This window comes from Modestobacter sp. SYSU DS0290 (assembly GCF_054050955.1).
Genome location: NZ_JBJHAI010000005.1, coordinates 126388 through 143542, shown reverse-complemented (window position 1 = coordinate 143542; position 17155 = coordinate 126388). Strand labels below are relative to the sequence as shown.

The window sequence follows — 17155 nt, the reverse complement described above, 5'->3', positions numbered from 1 at the left end:
TCGCGGGGGGGCTTCGTCAGTCGAACCGGACGGCGATGACGGCGATGTCGTCGCGCCGGTCGGGGCTCGGCCCGACGGCCGCGACGCAGAGCTCCGCCGGGGGTGCGTCCGCCGGCGCGACCGCGAGCCGCTCGACCAGCAGGGCGATGCCGGTGTCCATGTCCGCACCGGGGCGCTCGATGAGCCCGTCGGTGTAGGCCACCAGGGTCGAGCCGGCCGGCACCTCGAAGGTCTGCGACCGGCGCTGCGCGCTGGCGTCCACGCCGATGAGCAGGCCGGTGACCCCGTCGAGCAGCTCGACCGCTCCATCCGGCCGGCGCAGCGCGAGCGGCGGGTGCCCGGCGTTGGCCAGGGTCAGCTGCCAGGGGTGGCCCGGCTCGACCGGGGGCACCGCCCGGGCGTAGACCATCGTCGCCATCCGGGCCAGGTGCAGCCCCTGGACGAGGGCGTCGACGCGGTCGAGCACCCGGCCGGCGTCGGTCTCCCCGGCGTCCCAGGCGCAGGCGCGCAGCAGCCCGCGCAGGTGGCCCATCGCGGCGGCCGCGGCGATGTCGTGCCCGACGACGTCGCCGATGGCGATCCCCACCGAGCCGTCGGGGAGGTGCAGCAGGTCGTAGAAGTCCCCGCCTACCTCGGCCGCGGTGGAGGCGCTGACGTACTGCCCGGCGGCGCTGATCCCCGGGATCTCCGGCAGCTCGGGCAGCAGCGAGCGCTGCAGCGTCTCGGCGACCGAGTGCTCCTGCTGGTACAGCCGTACGTTGTCCATCGCCATCGCAGCCCGGCGGGACAGGTCGCGGGCGAGGTCGACGTCGTCGGGCCCGAACCGGCGGTCCTGGGTCTCCGCGACCAGGGTGAGCGCGCCGAGCGTGCGGCGGCGCGCCACCAGCGGCACGGTCAGCTGCGAGGAGGTGCCCAGCTCGGCCATCACCGCGCGCAGCGCGGGGTCGGGCGCCGCCCGGACCAGGATCTCGTCGGTGATCTCCGGGACGAGGACCGGCTCGCTGGACCGCAGGACCCGCCGGATGGGCGCTGCCTCGGGCAGGTCTGCGATGCGCAGCGCGGCGAAACGGCGCAGCTCCTCGGCGAGGCCCCGCCGGTGGGCGGCCGAGGTGCCGGTGACGGTGCCGTGCTCGTCGACCAGGGTGACGAAGACCCAGTCGGCCAGCAGGGGCACGCACAGCGAGGCGAGCCGGTCGAGCAGGTCGTCGAGGTCGAGGGTCGCGCTGAGCGTGCTGGTGGCCTCGGCCATCAGCGCCAGCCGGCTCTGCGCCCGCTCCGCGGCCTCGCGGGCGCGCTCGGCCTCCTGCCGGGCGGCCTCGGCCTCCTGCCGGGCGGCCTCGGCCTCCTCCCGGGCGGTCCGTTCGGCGGCGAGGGCCGCGGTCCGGTCGTCCTCCACCCGCACCCGCTCGGTGACGTCGGTCTGCACTCCGACGAAGCTGACCAGCGTGCCCTCGCCGTCGAACACCGGCGTGATGGACACCTGGTTCCAGAACGCCGTGCCGTCCTTGCGGTAGTTCAGCAGCGTGGTGGTGACCGGCTGGCGGGCCGCCAGCGCTTCCCGCAGCTCCGTGACCCGGCCGGCGTCGGTGGCCGGACCCTGCAGGAACCGGCAGTTGCGCCCGACGATCTCGTCGTGGCTGTAGCCGGTGATCCGGCTGAACGACGGGTTGACCCAGACCAGCGGGTCGTCGGGCTGGCGCGGGTCGGTGATGGTGAAGGCGATGTCGGTGGCGACGACGGCGCGGTCGCGCAGCGCCTGCAGGTGCGACTCCGGGTCGGCGAGATCGTGGCCCTCGTCCAGGTGCAGGAAGACCACCAGGGACAGCCGCTCCTCGCTGCTGTCCCGGGACAGCGGGAAGCCGGTGACCCACAGCAGCTGCTCGGGCTCGTCGGACGCGGCGGCGGCGCGCAGCTCGTCGGAGCTGCGGCGCGCGGACAGCCGGACCGCCTCGCCGGTCACCGGGCGGCCCCTCGCGAGGTGGGACAGCGGGTTGCCGGTGCTGGCCAGCGGTGCACCGGTGAGGTCGGTGAGGCCGGCCGAGGCGCCCCAGGTGTCGATCGGCAGCGGCAGGCGCGGGTTGCCGGCCAGGTCGATCGCGGCGGTGTTGGCGTAGACCACGGTGCCGTCGCGCTGGTCGATGACGAGCACCGCCACCGGGACGTCGGCCAGCACCCCGGGCAGCACGGCCTGCGCGCCGTTGCCGCCGGTGGTCGCCGAGACCGCGGCCTCGGCGGCGCCGACGAGGGAGGCCTGGTGGCTGCGCTCGCTGCCGACCACCGGTGCACCGGTGCCGGCGAGGGCGGCTGCGGCCTCCGGCGGGACGTCGGCGCCGGATCTCACCGGTCTCCCGGCCTCGTCCACCACGGGCGCGACCTTATCGAGACACTCGGTTGGGCACCACCGACAGGGGCGCGGACCACCTGGTCAGGGGTTCAGTCACGGCCACCCTGGTGGCGCAGCCAGAGCAGGCCGAGCACCGGCAGCGCCAGCGGGACGAAGCCGTAGCCCTGCCCGTAGTTCGACCAGACGGTGGCGTCCGGGAAGGCGACCGGGTCCAGCAGCGACAGTGTGCCGACGACGAGCACCCCGGCCAGCTCGACCGTGCAGGCCGCCAGCGCGGTGCGTCGGCCGCCCCGCCCGCCGCGGGCCAGCCCCACGGTGGCGACCAGGTAGACCACGGCGGCGAGGGCGGAGAGCAGGTAGGCCAGCGGCGCCTCGCTGAACCGGGTGGCCAGCTGGACGCCGGCCCGGGCGCCCGCCGCGAGGGCGAAGACCCCGTAGAGGGCCACCAGCACCCGGCCGGGCCCTCGCGTCGTGTCGGCGGTCGCCGACGTCGGCTCGGGCGACGCGTCGGGGTGCTCAGCCACCGGTGACCTGCCACACCTGGTCCAGCCGCCAGACCATGACGGCGACGGCGGCGGCGGCCACCGCGATGATCGTGCCGGCCCAGCGGGTGGGGTCGGTGCGCGCCCAGAGCACCCCGGCCAGGGGCAGCAGGACCACGCTGGCCAGGTAGCCCAGGAAGGTGGCCAGCTCGGTGGGCCGGTGCCCGCCGACCAGCCCGGCGACCGCGGCCCCGGCCAGCGCCAGGACCAGCAGCTGGAGCAGCCCGGCCCCGGCCAGGTGGGCGGTGCCGATCCGCCGCCGCAGGACGGTGCTCAGCACGCCGAGCAGGGCCAGGGCGACGGCGACGACGGTCACCGCGACGAGCAGCGGGGTGTTCACCGGCGGGGGCCGGACGGGCGGGGACGCACCCGCCCATCCTGCCTCCAGGGGCCCCGCGGCAGCTCAGCGGTGCACGGTGGACATGTCCGGGTAGCGGTCGCCGGCGGTCGCCCCGGCGGGCGCGGCCTCGTCGATGCGGCGCACGTCGTCCTCGCTCAGGGTGAGCTGCGCGGCGGCGGCGTTCTCCTCCAGGTACTGCACCCGCTTGGTGCCGGGGATCGGCACGATGGCCGGGTTGCCGTCCCGCCCGGACTGCGCCATCACCCAGGCCAGTGCCAGCTGGGTGGCGGTGACGCCCTTCTCCGCCGCGATCTCGCGGACCCGGTCGACCAGCCGCAGGTTCTGCTCGAACGCCTCGCCCTGGAAGCGGGGGTTGTGCCGGCGGAAGTCGTCGGGGGCGAGGTCGTCGAGACTGCGGATCTGCCCGGAGAGGAACCCGCGGCCGATCGGTGAGTAGGCGACGAAGCCGATGCCGAGCTCGGCGCAGGTGGACAGCACGCCGTTGTCCTCGGGGTCGCGGGTCCACAGCGAGTACTCGGTCTGCAGCGCGGTGACCGGCTGGACGGCGTTCGCCCGGCGGATGGTGTCCGGCGCGGCCTCGGAGATGCCCGCGTGCCGGACCTTGCCGGCCTGGACCAGCTCGGCGATCGCCCCCCAGGTGTCCTCGATCGGCACGGTGGGATCGACCCGGTGCTGGTAGTAGAGGTCGATCTCGTCCACCCCGAGGCGCTGCAGCGAGGCGTCGCAGGCGGCGTGCACGTACTCCGGCCGGCCGTTGATGCCGCGGAAGGAGCCGTCCTCGCCCCGCTCGTTGCCGAACTTGGTGGCCAGCACCACCTCGGCCCGCCGGCCGGCGATCGCCCGGCCCACCAGCCGTTCGTTGGTGAACGGCCCGTACATGTCTGCGGTGTCCAGGAACGTGACCCCCAGGTCGAGCGCCCGCTGGATGGTCCGCTCGGCCTCCGCCTGGTCGCCGGTGCCGTAGAACTCGCTCATCCCCATACAGCCCAGGCCCTGGGCGGGGACGGTCAGGTCACGGAGCTGTCGGATCTGCATGCGCCGGTGGTGCCCGTCGGGCGGGGTGCGCAACCGGCCTCCCGCTCAGCGGGAACTCCGGCCGATGCGGTCACGAAACGGTCACGGTGATGTGACAGGAGACCGCCTCGTGGGGTTGGTTAGGCTCCACTTACTGAGGCGAGCCTCGCCTACCTGCACTTCCCCGACCCTGGAGTCCTGCATGCGCGCAACGCCCCGGCCCCTGGCCGGCGCCGCCCTGTCCCTCTCGGCGCTCCTCGCCCTGACCGCCTGCGGCGGTGGCGAGCAGGAGGCCGACGCGGCGGGTGCCTCGTCCGGCAGCGCCCCCGCCGAGGTCACCGTCTCCCACGCGCAGGGCGAGACCGAGGTCCCGGTCGACCCCGAGACCGTCATCGTCTTCGACCTCGGCGTGCTCTCGACGCTGGACGCCCTCGACGTGCAGGTGGACGGCGTCCCCGACGCCAGCTACCCGGAGGCGCTGGCGGAGTACGGCGGCGACGAGTACGCCAAGGTCGGCTCGCTGTTCGAGCCCGACTACGAGGCGGTCAACGCCCTCGAGCCCGACCTGATCATCGTCGGCGGGCGCTCGGCGGCGGTCTACCCCCAGCTGGCCGAGATCGCCCCGACCATCGACCTGACCGTCGACAACACCGACTTCCTAGCCTCCTTCACCGAGCGGACCACCGCGCTGGCCGAGGTGTTCGGCGCGGAGGACGACGTCACCGAGCGGCTCGACGCCTTGGACGAGCGGATCGCCGAGGTCTCCGAGGCCGCCCAGGGCGCCGGTGAGGGCCTGATCGTGCTGACCACCGGCGGTGAGGTGAGCGCCTACGGGCCGAACTCCCGGTTCGGCGGCCTGATCCACGACACCCTCGGGGTCACCCCGGCCGACGAGAACCTCAGCGACGCCACCCACGGCGACGCGATCTCCTTCGAGTACATCGCCGAGACGAACCCCGACCTGCTCTACGTCATCGACCGGGACGCCACCATCGGCGAGTCCGGTGCCGCGGCCCAGCAGGTGCTGGACAACGAGCTGGTCCGGAGCACCACCGCCTGGTCCGAGGACGCGGTGACCTACCTCGACGGCGCCGACTGGTACCTGGCCCCCAACGGCCTGCCGAACGTCGAGCGGATGGTCGAGGAGATCGCCGAGAGCGTCGGCGCCTGACCTCCCGCATGGCCGACACGCTGAAGACCCGCGACGCCGCGGCTCCCGCCTCCCGGGAGCCGCGGCGTCCCGGCGTGCGCCGCTGGCACCTGCTGGCCGGGCTTCTCCTGGTCGTCGGTGGCGCCTTCGCGTCGCTGTTCATCGGGGTCACCGACCTCACGCCGCTGGACCTGCTGCACCCCGACGAGGCCCAGGCCCGGGTCTTCCTCGCCTCCCGGGTGCCCCGGCTCCTGGCGATCCTGCTGTCCGGCTCGGCCATGGCGGTGGCCGGGCTGGTGATGATGACGCTGACCCGCAACCGGTTCGTCTCCCCGCACACCGCCGGGACGACGGAGTGGGCGGGTCTGGGCATCGTCGTCGCCACGCTGTTGTTCGGCAGCAGCTCGCTGCCGGCCAAGATGGGCATCGCCGTCGCGTTCGCGGTGGTCGGCACCTGGGTGTTCCTGCACCTGCTGCGGCGGATGGTCTTCACCGACATGATCGTCGTGCCGCTGGTCGGGATCATGCTCGGCGGCGTGGTCATCGCGGTGGCGATGTTCCTGGCCTACCGCTACGACCTGCTGCAGACCATGGACGCCTGGACCAACGGCGACTTCTCCGGCGTCGTCTCCGGCCGGTACGAGCTGCTGTGGGCGGTCGCCGCCGCCACCGTCGTGGCCTACCTCTTCGCCGACCGCTTCGCCGTCGCCGGGATGGGTGAGAGCTTCGCCATCAACCTGGGCATCCCCTACGACCGGGTGGTGCGGACCGGGCTGGTCATCGTCTCGGTGGTCACCGCGATCGTGGTGGTCACCGTCGGGTCGATCCCGTTCCTCGGCCTCGTCGTCCCCAACCTGGTGACCATGCTGCTGGGTGACCACCTGCGCCGGGCGCTGCCTGTCACCGCCCTCGCGGGCGCGGCGTTCGTGCTCGTCTGCGACGTGATCGGACGGACCGTCCGGTACCCGTACGAGATCCCGGTCGGCAGCGTCGTCGGCGTCGTGGGCGGGCTGCTGTTCATCGCGCTGCTGCTGCGCGCCCGGACCCGGGGCGCCTGATGGCCACCGTCTCCCGCACCGCTGCCCCCACCTCGGCCGCAGCCACCGAGGCGCAGCGCGCCGCCCGTCGCCGGCGGGTGTTGCTGCTGCTCGGGGTGGTGGCCCTGGTCTGCGCGGGCCTGTTCCTCACCGTCGGCGTCACCGGCTCGTGGGAGTTCTCACTGCGCCTGCGCAGCAGGCGCCTCGCCGCGATGGTCGTCGTCGGGATCGCCGTCGCCGTCGCGACCGTGCTGTTCCAGACGGTGACGAACAACCGGATCCTGACCCCGTCGATCATGGGGTTCGACTCGCTGTTCGTGCTCATCCAGACCGTCGGCGTCTTCTGGTTCGGCGCCGGCACCCTGGCCGGGACCGACGTGCGGCTGCGCTTCCTCGTCGACCTGGTGGCGCTCGTCGCCTTCGGTGCGCTGCTCTACCGGATGCTGTTCGGCCGGACCCAGCGGGACGTCTACGTGCTGGTCTTGGTCGGCGTCGTGCTCGGCACGCTGTTCACCAGCCTGACCCTGCTGGTGTCCCGACTGATCGACCCGAACGAGTTCCTCACCCTGCAGGACCTGCTGTTCGCCAGCTTCAACGGGGTCGACCCCCAGCTGCTCACGCTGGCCGCGGTCATCGTGGCGGCGGTGCTGGTCGGGGTGGTCCGGCTGGTGCCCCGGCTGGACGTCGTCGCCCTGGGCCGGGACACCGCCGTCGGCCTCGGCGTCGACCACCGCCGGGTGGTCGCCGTGTCGCTGCTGGCGATGACCGTGCTGGTGGGCGTCTCCACGGCGCTGGTCGGGCCGATCACCTTCCTCGGGCTGCTGGTGGCCAACCTCGCGCGCCAGCTGCTGGGCACCCACCGGCACGCCTGGGCCCTCCCCGGCGCCAGCTTGCTCGCGGTGATCGCGCTGGTCGGCGGCCAGCTGGTGCTGGAGCAGGCGTTCGGCTTCAACTCCAGCCTGTCCATCGTCATCAACTTCGTGGGCGGCATCGTCTTCATCGCCCTGCTCACCCGGGAGCCACGCTTGTGAGAGGGCCAACGAGAGGGGGCGACCAGTGATCCGCATCGAGGGGGTCAGCAAGTCCTACGGCGACGTCCGGGTGGTCGACGACGTCAGCCTGGAGATCCCGGCCGGCGGGATCACCTCGCTGATCGGCGCCAACGGCGCCGGGAAGTCGACCCTGCTGTCGATCGTGTCCCGGCTGCTGCCCGCCGACGCGGGCCGGGTGACCGTCGACGGGATGGACGTCGCCAGGACGCCGGGGCAGGAGCTGGCCCGCAGGCTGGCGGTGCTGCGGCAGGAGAACCACATGTCGGTGCGGCTGACGGTGCGGGAGCTGGTCGGCTTCGGCCGGTTCCCGCACTGCGGTGGCCGGCTGACCGCGGAGGACCGGCGGCTGGTCGACGAGGCGATCGAGTGGTTCGACCTGGGCCCGTTCGCCGACCGGCACCTGGACCAGCTCTCGGGCGGGCAGCGGCAGCGGGCGTACGTGGCGATGGTGCTGTGCCAGGGCACCGACTACGTGCTGCTGGACGAGCCGTTGAACAACCTGGACATGAAGCACTCCGTCGGCATGATGCGGATGCTGCACCGGATGGCCTCCGAGCTGGGCAAGACCGTGGTCCTGGTGGTGCACGACATCAACTTCGCCTCCGCCTACTCCGACCGGATCGTCGCGATGCGCGACGGCCGGGTGGTCGCCGAGGGGCCGACGGCGGAGCTGATGGAGAGCGCGGTGCTGCGCAAGGTGTTCGACGTCGAGGTCGACGTGCACGAGATCGGCGGCCGCCAGGTCGGCGTCTTCTGGAACTGAGGCCGTCCCGGCGGAGTTCCGGCCGGACCGCTCGCCCGCACAGCGATCAGGACTGCCGAGCGATGAACTCGTGCATGCCGGGCACGGTGAAGGCGAGGAGGCCCCGCTCCGGGGCGTAGACCAGCCCCTTCTTGATCAGCTCCACCCGCGCCACCGATATGTCGGAGGTGCGGGCCTTCCCCATCTGCCGGGCGATGTCGGCCACGGGTGCCGGGTCGGCTGCGCCCAGCTCTGCGAGTGCACGCAGAACGTCCCGCTGGGCGGGCGTAGCCCGCTCCCAGCGGGAGCGGTAGAGCCCGTCGTCGACCTCGCGCCGGGCCTCCCGCAGCCCGACATCGACGTCCTCCCCGCTGATCGGACTGGTTCGGGCGTTGTCCCACACGTGCTTGCCGATCGACTGCAGGAAGTACGGGTAGCCGCCTGCGGTCGAGAGAGCCGCCGCCAGACCGTCGCGGTCCCAGTGGACTCCCCTCCCCTCGGCGGGCACCGTCAGTGCCTGCTCCGCCGACTGCTCGTCCAGGAGCCCGATGGGCCGATAGTCGTAGAGGCGTTCGGCGTAGCTCGTTGCATCAGCGAGTTGCGCCGGCAGTGACGGCAGTCCGGCTCCGACGAACGTGACCGGCGGTGGCACGTCCTGCTGTCCCAGGTGGTGGACGGCGGTGTTGATGGCCGTGAGGTCGTCCGTCGTCGCTTCCTGGAGCTCGTCGACGAGGACGAGCACGCCGATGCCCAGTTCCTGTGCTGTCTCGCCGAGCACCTCGAACAGTCCGGCTAGATCGTCGGCGAAGCGGCCGCTGTCGGCGTAGCCCGACAGCGGTTCGACGTCCACCCCGACTCCGACGGCACCCGCGGGATCGACCTTCAGGCTGAACGACTTGACCACTCCGAGCAGACGGCGCAGAGGCTTGTCGGGGTGGCGGCCGGTTGCGGTGCGCATTGCACGGACCAGCCCCTGGCTGAGTGCCACCGGCAACGACACGCTGGCGCCCGCCTCGACCTTTGCTGTGATCCACCCCCGCTCGTTCCCGCGGGCGAGCAGCTCGTTGAGCAGGACGGTCTTGCCCACTCCCCGGAGGCCGTTCAGGACCCAGCTGCGGTCGCCCTCGCCGTACTCCTCAGCGCGCCGCCTGATGACCTCGAACGCCTGCAGCGTCGACTCCCGACCGGCCAGCAGCGGTGGACGGCGACCCGTACCCGGTCGGTAGGGGTTGAGGACGGGATCCACGATCAGAAAGTATCATTACGTGTAAAGCAAAACCATACACGACTATACATTGCTTGACACTACAGAGGCTTTGGGCGCGTTCCACGTGGAACGCGGTCGTCATCCGGGTCCCCTACGGTGGGCGGGTGACCAGTGCACCGCGTCGACTGGCCGGCCACCGTGCGCGACGGGAGCCCCGCGCGCCACTCACCAGCCGCTCCTGGCAGCAACCCGACGCCCACGACCTCGCCGGCATGGAGACCGACGTGGTCCTGGACATGGGCTGGGGGCGGCTGGTCTTCGGTCAGACGTTCGCCGACCTCTCCGGCGTGCTGACCGCGCTGCGCGCGGAGGAGACCGGCCGCCGGGACATCTGCATCTACCCCCGCGACCCGCAGGTGCTCGTGGGCCTGGCCCCGGACGAGCTGTTCATCGACCCGTCCTACGTCTACCGGCTCCCGCTGCACCGGTACCGCCCCCGGGAGGAGGTCATCCGGGGCGTGTTCGTGCGCACCGTGACCTCGGCGGCGGAGATGGACCGGATCAACGACCTCTACGCCCGGGCCGGGATGGTGGTCGGCGACGCCGCCACGATGTGGCGCAACCACCGCACCCGCACGTTCACCTACCTGGTCGCCGAGGACCGCCGCACCGGCGCGGTGATCGGCACCGTCACCGGCGTCGACCACGTGCTCGGGTTCGACGACCCCGACGGCGGCACCAGCCTGTGGTGCCTGGCGGTCGACCCGCAGGACGCGCCGCCCGGCACCGGTGAGGCGCTGGTCCGGGTGCTGGCCGAGCGGTACATCGGCCGCGGCCGCGCGTACCTGGACCTGTCGGTCATGCACGACAACGCCGGGGCGATCGCGCTCTACCGCAAGCTCGGCTTCGACCGGGTCTCGGCGGTCTGCGTCAAGCGGAAGAACCCGATCAACACGCCGCTGTTCTCCGCTCCTCCGGCCGGCCTGGAGCAGCTGAACCCCTATGCCCGGATCATCGCCGACGAAGCGCTGCGCCGTGGCATCCGCGTGCAGGTCACCGACCCGGAGTGGGGCGAGATCCGGCTGTCCCTCGGGGGCCGCTCGGTGCTGGCCCGGGAGTCGCTGTCGGAGTTCACCAGCGCCGTGGCGATGAGCCGCTGCGACGACAAGCGGGTCACCCGGCGGATCGTCGAGCGGGCGGGCGTGCGGGTGCCGCGCGCGGTCGTCGTCGACGACGGCGAGGACCTGGCCGCCGCCCGCCGGCTCCTCGCCGAGTGCGGTGAGCTGGTGGTCAAGCCCGCCCGTGGCGAGCAGGGCAAGGGCATCACCGTCGGCGTGCGGGACGACGACGGGCTGGCCCGCGCCGTCGAGCTCGCCGGCCAGTTCTGCCCCGACGTGCTGATCGAGGAGCTGGTGGCCGGCGACGACCTGCGCGTCGTCGTCATCGACCACGAGGTGGTGGCCGCCGCGCTGCGCCGCCCTGCCGAGGTGGTCGGGGACGGGCGGCAGGGCGTCGCGGCCCTGGTCCGGGAGACCAGCCGGCGCCGGGAGCGGGCCACCGGCGGGGAGTCGAGCATCCCGCTGGACGACGCCACCGCCGAGGTGGTCGCCGACGCCGGCCACGGCATGGACGACGTGCTCCCTGCCGGGCAGCGGCTGCGGGTCCGGCGCACCGCGAACCTGCACACCGGCGGCACGATCGAGGACGTCACCGACCGGCTGCACCCCGAGATCGCCGCTGCCGCCGTCCGGGCGAGCCGCGCGATCGGCATCCCGGTGACCGGCATCGACTTCCTGGTGCCCGACGTCGCCGGCCCCGACGCGGTGTTCATCGAGGCCAACGAGCGCCCCGGGCTGGCGAACCACGAGCCGCAGCCGACCGCCGCCCGCTTCGTCGACCTGCTGTTCCCCGAGACCCGCCGGCGGTGACCGGGTACGTCGCCGCGGCGGTGGGCGGTGCCCTCGGGGCGCTGGCCCGCTGGGCCGTCGCCGAGGTGCTCCCCTCTCCCGCCGCCGGCTGGCCGTGGGCGACGCTGCTGGTCAACCTCATCGGGTGCCTGGCGCTCGGCGCGCTGCTCGGGGCGGTGTTCCCCCGGCACCCCGACCACCCGTGGCTACGTCCGTTCCTCGGTACCGGGGTGCTGGGCGGGTTCACCACCTTCTCCACCTTCGCCGTCGAGTCCGTGCGGCTGGCCGACGACGGTGCATGGGCGACGGCGGTCGGCTACGTGGCCGCCTCGGTGCTGGGCGGGGTGCTGGCGGCGGTCACCGGGGTCCGGCTGGCCCGGGCGCTCGCTCCCCCGCTCGCGGCCGGGGCCGCCCGGTGACGGCGCTGTGGGTGGTGCTCGGCGCGCTGGCCGGGGCGCCGCTGCGGCTGCTGGCCGAGCGGCTGGCCGTCGCCCGGCGCGGCCGGGGCAGCGTCGTCGGCACGCTCACGGTCAACGTCGTCGGCAGCGGGCTGCTCGGGGTGCTGCTGGGCCTGCGTGGGGTCTCCCCCGCCGTCCTGGCGCTGGTCGGCACCGGGTTCTGCGGCACGCTGACCACCTTCTCCACCTACGGGAACGACGTCGTCCGGCTGGTCGAGGAGCGGGCCGTGCCGCGTGCGCTGGCGTACCTGACCGGCTCGCTGGCGCTCGGACTGGGCGCCGCCGCGACCGGGTTCCTGCTGGTCCGGTGAGCCTCCGGGCGAGCGCCCGAGGGCATCCGTCGCCTAGGGTCGGTCCAGGATGAGTGGATCAACGGAGCGCGGAGGACGTCAGTGAGCGCCGACAGCCCGGTGGTCGTGGTCGCCAACCGGCTCCCGGTCGACCAGGTCACCGACCCCGACGGCACGACCCGCTACCAGCGCAGCCCCGGCGGGCTGGTCACCGCCCTGGAGCCGTTCGTGGCCGGCCGGGGCGGCGCCTGGGTCGGCTGGTCCGGAGCCGCGGGTGACGCGCCCGAGCCCTTCGAGTCCGGGGGCATGCACCTGGTGCCGGTGCCGCTGTCGGAGGACGAGGTCGACCGCTACTACGAGGGGTTCTCCAACGCCTCGCTGTGGCCGCTCTACCACGACGTCGTGGAGAAGCCGGAGTACCACCGCACGTGGTGGGACGCGTACGTGCAGGTCAACAAGCGGTTCGCCGACCGCGCCGCCGAGGTGGCCGCCGAGGGCGCGATCGTCTGGGTGCACGACTACCAGCTGCAGCTGGTGCCGGCGATGCTGCGCCAGCAGCGTCCCGACCTGACCATCGGCTTCTTCCTGCACATCCCCTTCCCGCCCTACGAGCTGTTCACCCAGCTCCCCTGGCGCTCGGCGATCATCGAGGGCCTGCTCGGCGCCGACCTGATCGGCTTCCAACAGCCGGCCGCGGCGAACAACTTCGTCAACCTGGCCCGGCGGCTGCACGACCTGCAGTCCAAGGGCAACACGGTGAGCTACGAGGGCCGCACGGTGGTGGCCAAGTCGTTCCCGATCTCCATCGACGTCGCCGCGTTCGACCAGCTCGCCCGCTCGCCGGAGGTCCTGGCCCGGGCCGCGGAGATCCGCGCGGAGCTGGGCGACCCGGACAAGATCGTCCTCGGGGTCGACCGCCTCGACTACACCAAGGGCATCGGCGTGCGCCTGGAGGCGTTCGAGGAGCTCCTGGAGGACGGCGCCATCGAGGCGCCCTCCACGGTGTTCGTGCAGGTGGCCACGCCCAGCCGCGAGCGGGTCGAGCACTACGTGACCATGCGGGAGACGATCGAGCAGCAGGTCGGCCACATCAACGGCCTGTACGGCTCGATCGCCGGGCCGGCGGTGCAGTACTTCAACCAGTCGATGCCCCGCGAGGAGCTCGCCGCGATGTACCGCGCGGCCGACGTCATGCTGGTCACCCCCTACCGCGACGGGATGAACCTGGTGGCCAAGGAGTACGTCGCGGCCCGTGGTGACCTGCGCGGGGTGCTGGTGCTCAGCGAGTTCGCCGGCGCCGCAGCGGAGCTCAAGCAGGCGCTGCTGGTGAACCCGCACGACATCGCCGGGGTGAAGAACCAGCTGCTGCGGGCGCTGCGGATGGAGCCGGCCGAGGCCACCAAGCGGATGCGGGCCATGCGCCGGCACGTCACCAAGCACGACCTCGACCACTGGGCCAACTCGTTCTTCGCGTCCCTGCAGGCGCAGGCGTGACCGGGCTGGACCCGGCGCTCGGCACCGCGCTCGACGGGCTGGCCGCCCGGCGCCCGCTGCTGGTGGCCAGCGACTACGACGGCGTCCTGGCCGGGCTGCGAGACGACCCCGCCACCGCCGTCCCCGAGCCCGGGGTCGCCGAGCTGCTGGCCCGGCTGGCCGCCGTCGACGGGGTGACCGTGGCCCTGGTCAGTGGCCGCGGCGTCGAGGACCTGCAGCGCACCAGCGGGCTCAGCGGGCCCTTCCGCTGGATCGGCAGCCACGGCGCGGAGTTCGACGGGCCGCTCGCCGGGGAGCTGCGCGCCGTCCGGGACGAGCTGGTCGCCACGCTGGCGCCACTGGTGGACGCCGTCCCCGGCGCCCGGCTGGAGGTGAAGCCGGCCGCCGTCGCGGTGCACGTGCGCACCGTGGCCGAGCCGGCCGCGCGGCCGGCGCTGCTGGAGCGGGCCGCGGCCGCCGCCGGCCCGCACCACACCCCCAAGCCCGGCAAGGACGTGCTGGAGATCGCCGTCACCGACGCCGACAAGGGCACCGCGCTGCTGCGGCTGCGCGACGAGCTGGGCGCCGACGGCGCGCTGTACCTCGGGGACGACGTCACCGACGAGGACGGCTTCCGCGCGCTGGGCGCCGACGGGGTGACCGTGAAGGTGGGCGACGGGGAGACCGCGGCCGCTCACCGGGTGCCCGACCTGGCCGGCGCCCGCGCCGTGCTGGCCCGGCTCGCCGACGCGCTCGGCGGCTGACCCACCCCTCCCCACCCCCTGGGCCCGCGGTCCGCCGCGGTCACGCTGCGCTGCGCCCCTGCCGATGGCTGAGAGCACGCCGGGCTACGCCGGCGCCCGGCTTCACCCGTTCGGTGGCGTCCGGAGCAGAAAATCGTGCACAACGCCTGGTTCCCCTCAAGGAGATCGGCTGGGTGCCGATGAAACCGACGCTGCGCGGGGAAGGCCCGCCGCGGCACCTGAGGGAAGAGGCGGGCGTGGACGGTCTGGACGACATCGTCGAGGAGTTCCTCGTGGAGAGCCACGAGAACCTCGACCAGCTGGACCAGGACCTGGTGGCCCTGGAGCAGGACCCCCGTTCCCGTGAGCGCCTGTCGAGCATCTTCCGCACGATCCACACGATCAAGGGCACCAGCGGCTTCCTGGCCTTCAACCGGCTGGAGGAGGTCGCGCACGTCGGGGAGAACATGCTCTCCCGGCTGCGGGACGGCGCCCTGGACCTGACCCCGGTGCGCACGGACGCGCTGCTCCAGATGGTCGACTCCATCCGCGCGCTGCTGGCGGCCATCGAGGCGTCCGGCGGCGAGGGCACGGTCGACGTCACCGGCACGGTGGCCCTGATCAGCGCCGCCCTCGACGACTCCCCCGCTCCCGCAGTCGAGGAGTCCCCCGTCGTCGAGGACTCCCCCGCCGTCGAGGACGCTCCCGCGCCCGTCGAGCCGGCCCCCGTCGCGGCCGCGCCCGCACCGGCGAAGAAGGCGGTCCGGAAGGCCCCGGCCAAGGCCGCCGCGAAGACCCCGGCGAAGGCCCCGGCCAAGGCCGCCGCGAAGACCCCGGCGAAGAAGGCCCCGGCCCGCAAGGCGCCGGCCAAGGCCGCCGCCGCACCCCCCGTCGTCCCGGCGCCCGCCCCGGCGCCGGAGGCCGAGTCCATCCGCATCCCGGCACCGGGGGTCATCGAACTCCCGGCCGTGGCCGAGGTCCCCCTGGAGGTCCCCGTGGACGTTCCCCCCGCACCGGCGGCACCCGCCGGTGACCTGGCTCCGGAGCCGGGCACGCCGGAGGCCCAGAGCGGCCGGCGCGCCGTCGCCGACAGCACCATCCGCGTCGACGTCGACCTGCTGGACAACCTGATGCTGCTCGTCGGTGAGCTGGTGCTCACCCGCAACCAGATCGTCCAGTACGTCGGCCGGCAGAACGACCAGGACCTGGTCCGCGCCTCGCAGCGGCTGAACCTCATCGCCAGCGAGCTGCAGGAGAGCGCGATGAAGACTCGCATGCAGCCGATCGACCACATCTGGAGCAAGCTCCCCCGGGTCGTGCGCGACCTGGGCCTGCAGTGCGGCAAGTCGGTGCGCCTGGAGATGGAGGGCCGTGACACCGAGCTGGACAAGACCCTGCTCGAGGCGGTCAAGGACCCGCTGACCCACCTGGTCCGCAACTCCGTCGACCACGGCATCGAGGACGCCGCCGGCCGCATCGCCGCCGGGAAGCCCGCCGAGGGTGTGCTGACGCTGCGCTCGCGGCACGAGAGCGGCCAGGTCGTGGTCGAGGTCGCCGACGACGGCGCGGGCATCGACCCGGCCAAGATCGGCGCCAAGGCCGTGCAGAAGGGGCTGATCACCGCCGACGCGCTGACCCGGATGGGCCCGCCGGACCTGCTGCAGCTGATCTTCCTGCCCGGCTTCTCCACCGCCGCGTCGGTCACCAACGTCTCCGGTCGCGGCGTCGGCATGGACGTGGTCAAGACCAACATCGAGGGCATCGGCGGCACCATCGAGGTCGAGTCGGTGCCCGGCCGCGGCACCTGCATGCGGCTGCGCATCCCGCTGACCCTCGCGATCGTCCCGGCGCTGACCATCGAGTGCGCCGGCGACCGGTACGCGATCCCGCAGATCAGCCTGCAGGAGCTCGTGGCGCTGGACGCCGAGAAGGCCGCTGCCGCGGTCGAGGACGTCGGTGGCGCCTCGGTCTACCGGCTCCGCGGCGAGCTCCTCCCCCTGGTCCATCTGGCCGACGTGCTCGGCCTGCCCTCCGACCGGCACGACGGCCACGTCGTCATCGCGGTGCTCAGCTCCGAGGGACGCCGGTTCGGCCTGGTGGTCGACCGGGTCATCAACACCGAGGAGATCGTGGTCAAGGCCGTCAGCGGCCAGCTCAAGCAGATCGGCCTCTACTCCGGGGCCACGGTCCTGGGTGACGGCGCCGTCGCGCTGATCCTCGACGTGCAGGCGCTGGCCCGCCGCGCCCTGCGCACCGAGACCACCGAGCGGCAGGAGCACCGCAACGCGCTCGCCGCCGCCACCGCCTCGACCGCCGAGCGGACCCGGATGCTGCTGGCCGCGATCGGTGGGGGCCGCCGGGTGGCCATCCCGCTGGACACCGTCACCCGCCTCGAGCAGGTGCGCAGCGAGACCGTGGAGCGGGTCGGTTCCCGCGAGGTCGTGCAGTACCGCGGCGCGATCCTGCCGATCGTCCGGCTCGACCGGCACCTGGGCGCCTACGGGGAGACCGACCGCGAGGTGCTGGAGGTCATCGTCTACGCCGACCACGGCCGCAGCGTCGCGATCGTCGTCGAGGAGATCCTCGACATCGTCGACGGCGAGGCCGCCGTGCAGAGCGACATCGACGACCTCGGCCTGCTGGGGTCCGCGGTCATCGGCGACCGGGTCACCGAGCTGCTCGACGTCCGGGCCGCGATCCTCGCCGCCGACCCGGCCTTCTACACGACGACCGTCCCGGCCGCCGACCTGGCGGGGGCCGGCTTCGACTCCCCCGCCTTCGGTTTCGACGGCGACTCCCCGGCCCACTCCCCCAACCACCTGACGGAGGTCTGAC

General features: G+C 73.3%; 15 protein-coding genes. 10 read left to right on the top strand and 5 right to left on the bottom strand.

Annotated elements, in window-relative coordinates; genetic code table 11:
- Nucleotides 1-16 precede the first annotated feature (16 nt).
- The 4 genes from ACI795_RS07140 to ACI795_RS07125 all read right to left on the bottom strand — a co-directional run bounded on the left by ACI795_RS07140 (nt 17) and on the right by ACI795_RS07125 (nt 4282).
- Nucleotides 17-2341 (bottom strand): SpoIIE family protein phosphatase, encoded by a 2325-nt coding sequence (locus ACI795_RS07140; protein ID WP_457074715.1) that lies wholly within the window; start codon nt 2339-2341, stop codon nt 17-19.
- Nucleotides 2342-2433: 92 nt separating this feature from the next.
- Nucleotides 2434-2868, bottom strand: a complete 435-nt coding sequence (locus ACI795_RS07135) for a hypothetical protein (RefSeq protein WP_457074712.1) — start codon at nt 2866-2868, stop codon at nt 2434-2436.
- Entirely contained in the window at nt 2861-3226 is a 366-nt protein-coding gene (locus ACI795_RS07130) for a hypothetical protein (RefSeq protein WP_457074711.1), read from the bottom strand. The genes ACI795_RS07135 and ACI795_RS07130 overlap by 8 nt, the downstream gene beginning before the upstream one ends.
- 63 nt (nt 3227-3289) lie before the next feature.
- Complete coding sequence (locus ACI795_RS07125) at nt 3290-4282, bottom strand: aldo/keto reductase (protein ID WP_457074709.1); 993 nt, start codon at nt 4280-4282, stop codon at nt 3290-3292.
- Nucleotides 4283-4463: 181 nt separating this feature from the next.
- Here ACI795_RS07125 and ACI795_RS07120 point away from each other — a divergent pair, with 181 nt between their 5' ends.
- The 4 genes from ACI795_RS07120 to ACI795_RS07105 are packed head-to-tail and all read left to right on the top strand — an operon-like array spanning nt 4464 to nt 8263.
- The gene (locus tag ACI795_RS07120) at nt 4464-5432 is read left to right on the top strand and encodes a siderophore ABC transporter substrate-binding protein (protein ID WP_457074708.1); all 969 of its coding nucleotides are present in this window, start codon (nt 4464-4466) and stop codon (nt 5430-5432) included.
- An 8-nt stretch (nt 5433-5440) separates the two neighbouring features.
- On the top strand, nt 5441-6469 hold the full coding sequence (locus tag ACI795_RS07115; protein ID WP_457074707.1) for an ABC transporter permease: 1029 nt from the start codon (nt 5441-5443) through the stop codon (nt 6467-6469).
- A complete protein-coding gene (locus ACI795_RS07110; RefSeq protein ID WP_457074706.1) occupies nt 6469-7479 on the top strand; it encodes an iron chelate uptake ABC transporter family permease subunit in 1011 nt (336 codons plus the stop codon). Before ACI795_RS07115 ends, ACI795_RS07110 begins: the two co-directional genes overlap by 1 nt.
- A gap of 25 nt (nt 7480-7504) precedes the next feature.
- Complete coding sequence (locus tag ACI795_RS07105) at nt 7505-8263, top strand: iron ABC transporter ATP-binding protein (protein WP_457074705.1); 759 nt, start codon at nt 7505-7507, stop codon at nt 8261-8263.
- 46 nt (nt 8264-8309) lie between these two features.
- Here the strand turns inward: ACI795_RS07105 and ACI795_RS07100 are convergent, their stop codons facing one another.
- The gene (locus ACI795_RS07100) at nt 8310-9488 is read right to left on the bottom strand and encodes an ATP-binding protein (protein WP_457074703.1); all 1179 of its coding nucleotides are present in this window, start codon (nt 9486-9488) and stop codon (nt 8310-8312) included.
- A gap of 125 nt (nt 9489-9613) precedes the next feature.
- On the opposite strand from ACI795_RS07100, the gene ngg reads away from it, so the two are divergent.
- The 6 genes from ngg to ACI795_RS07070 all read left to right on the top strand — a co-directional run bounded on the left by ngg (nt 9614) and on the right by ACI795_RS07070 (nt 17154).
- Nucleotides 9614-11377, top strand: coding sequence for an N-acetylglutaminylglutamine synthetase (ngg, locus tag ACI795_RS07095; RefSeq protein WP_457074701.1), 1764 nt, complete (start codon nt 9614-9616; stop codon nt 11375-11377).
- Nucleotides 11374-11775: a fluoride efflux transporter CrcB gene (gene crcB / locus ACI795_RS07090; protein WP_457074700.1), complete on the top strand. Its 402-nt coding sequence runs from the start codon at nt 11374-11376 to the stop codon at nt 11773-11775. Before ngg ends, crcB begins: the two co-directional genes overlap by 4 nt.
- Nucleotides 11772-12125 (top strand): fluoride efflux transporter FluC, encoded by a 354-nt coding sequence (locus ACI795_RS07085; protein WP_457074698.1) that lies wholly within the window; start codon nt 11772-11774, stop codon nt 12123-12125. Before crcB ends, ACI795_RS07085 begins: the two co-directional genes overlap by 4 nt.
- An 81-nt stretch (nt 12126-12206) precedes the next feature.
- Complete coding sequence (locus ACI795_RS07080; protein WP_457074696.1) at nt 12207-13598, top strand: alpha,alpha-trehalose-phosphate synthase (UDP-forming); 1392 nt, start codon at nt 12207-12209, stop codon at nt 13596-13598.
- Complete coding sequence (gene otsB, locus ACI795_RS07075) at nt 13595-14341, top strand: trehalose-phosphatase (RefSeq protein ID WP_457074695.1); 747 nt, start codon at nt 13595-13597, stop codon at nt 14339-14341. The genes ACI795_RS07080 and otsB overlap by 4 nt, the downstream gene beginning before the upstream one ends.
- Nucleotides 14342-14577: 236 nt before the next feature.
- The gene (locus ACI795_RS07070; RefSeq protein ID WP_457074693.1) at nt 14578-17154 is read left to right on the top strand and encodes a chemotaxis protein CheA; all 2577 of its coding nucleotides are present in this window, start codon (nt 14578-14580) and stop codon (nt 17152-17154) included.
- Nucleotide 17155 lies beyond the last annotated feature (1 nt).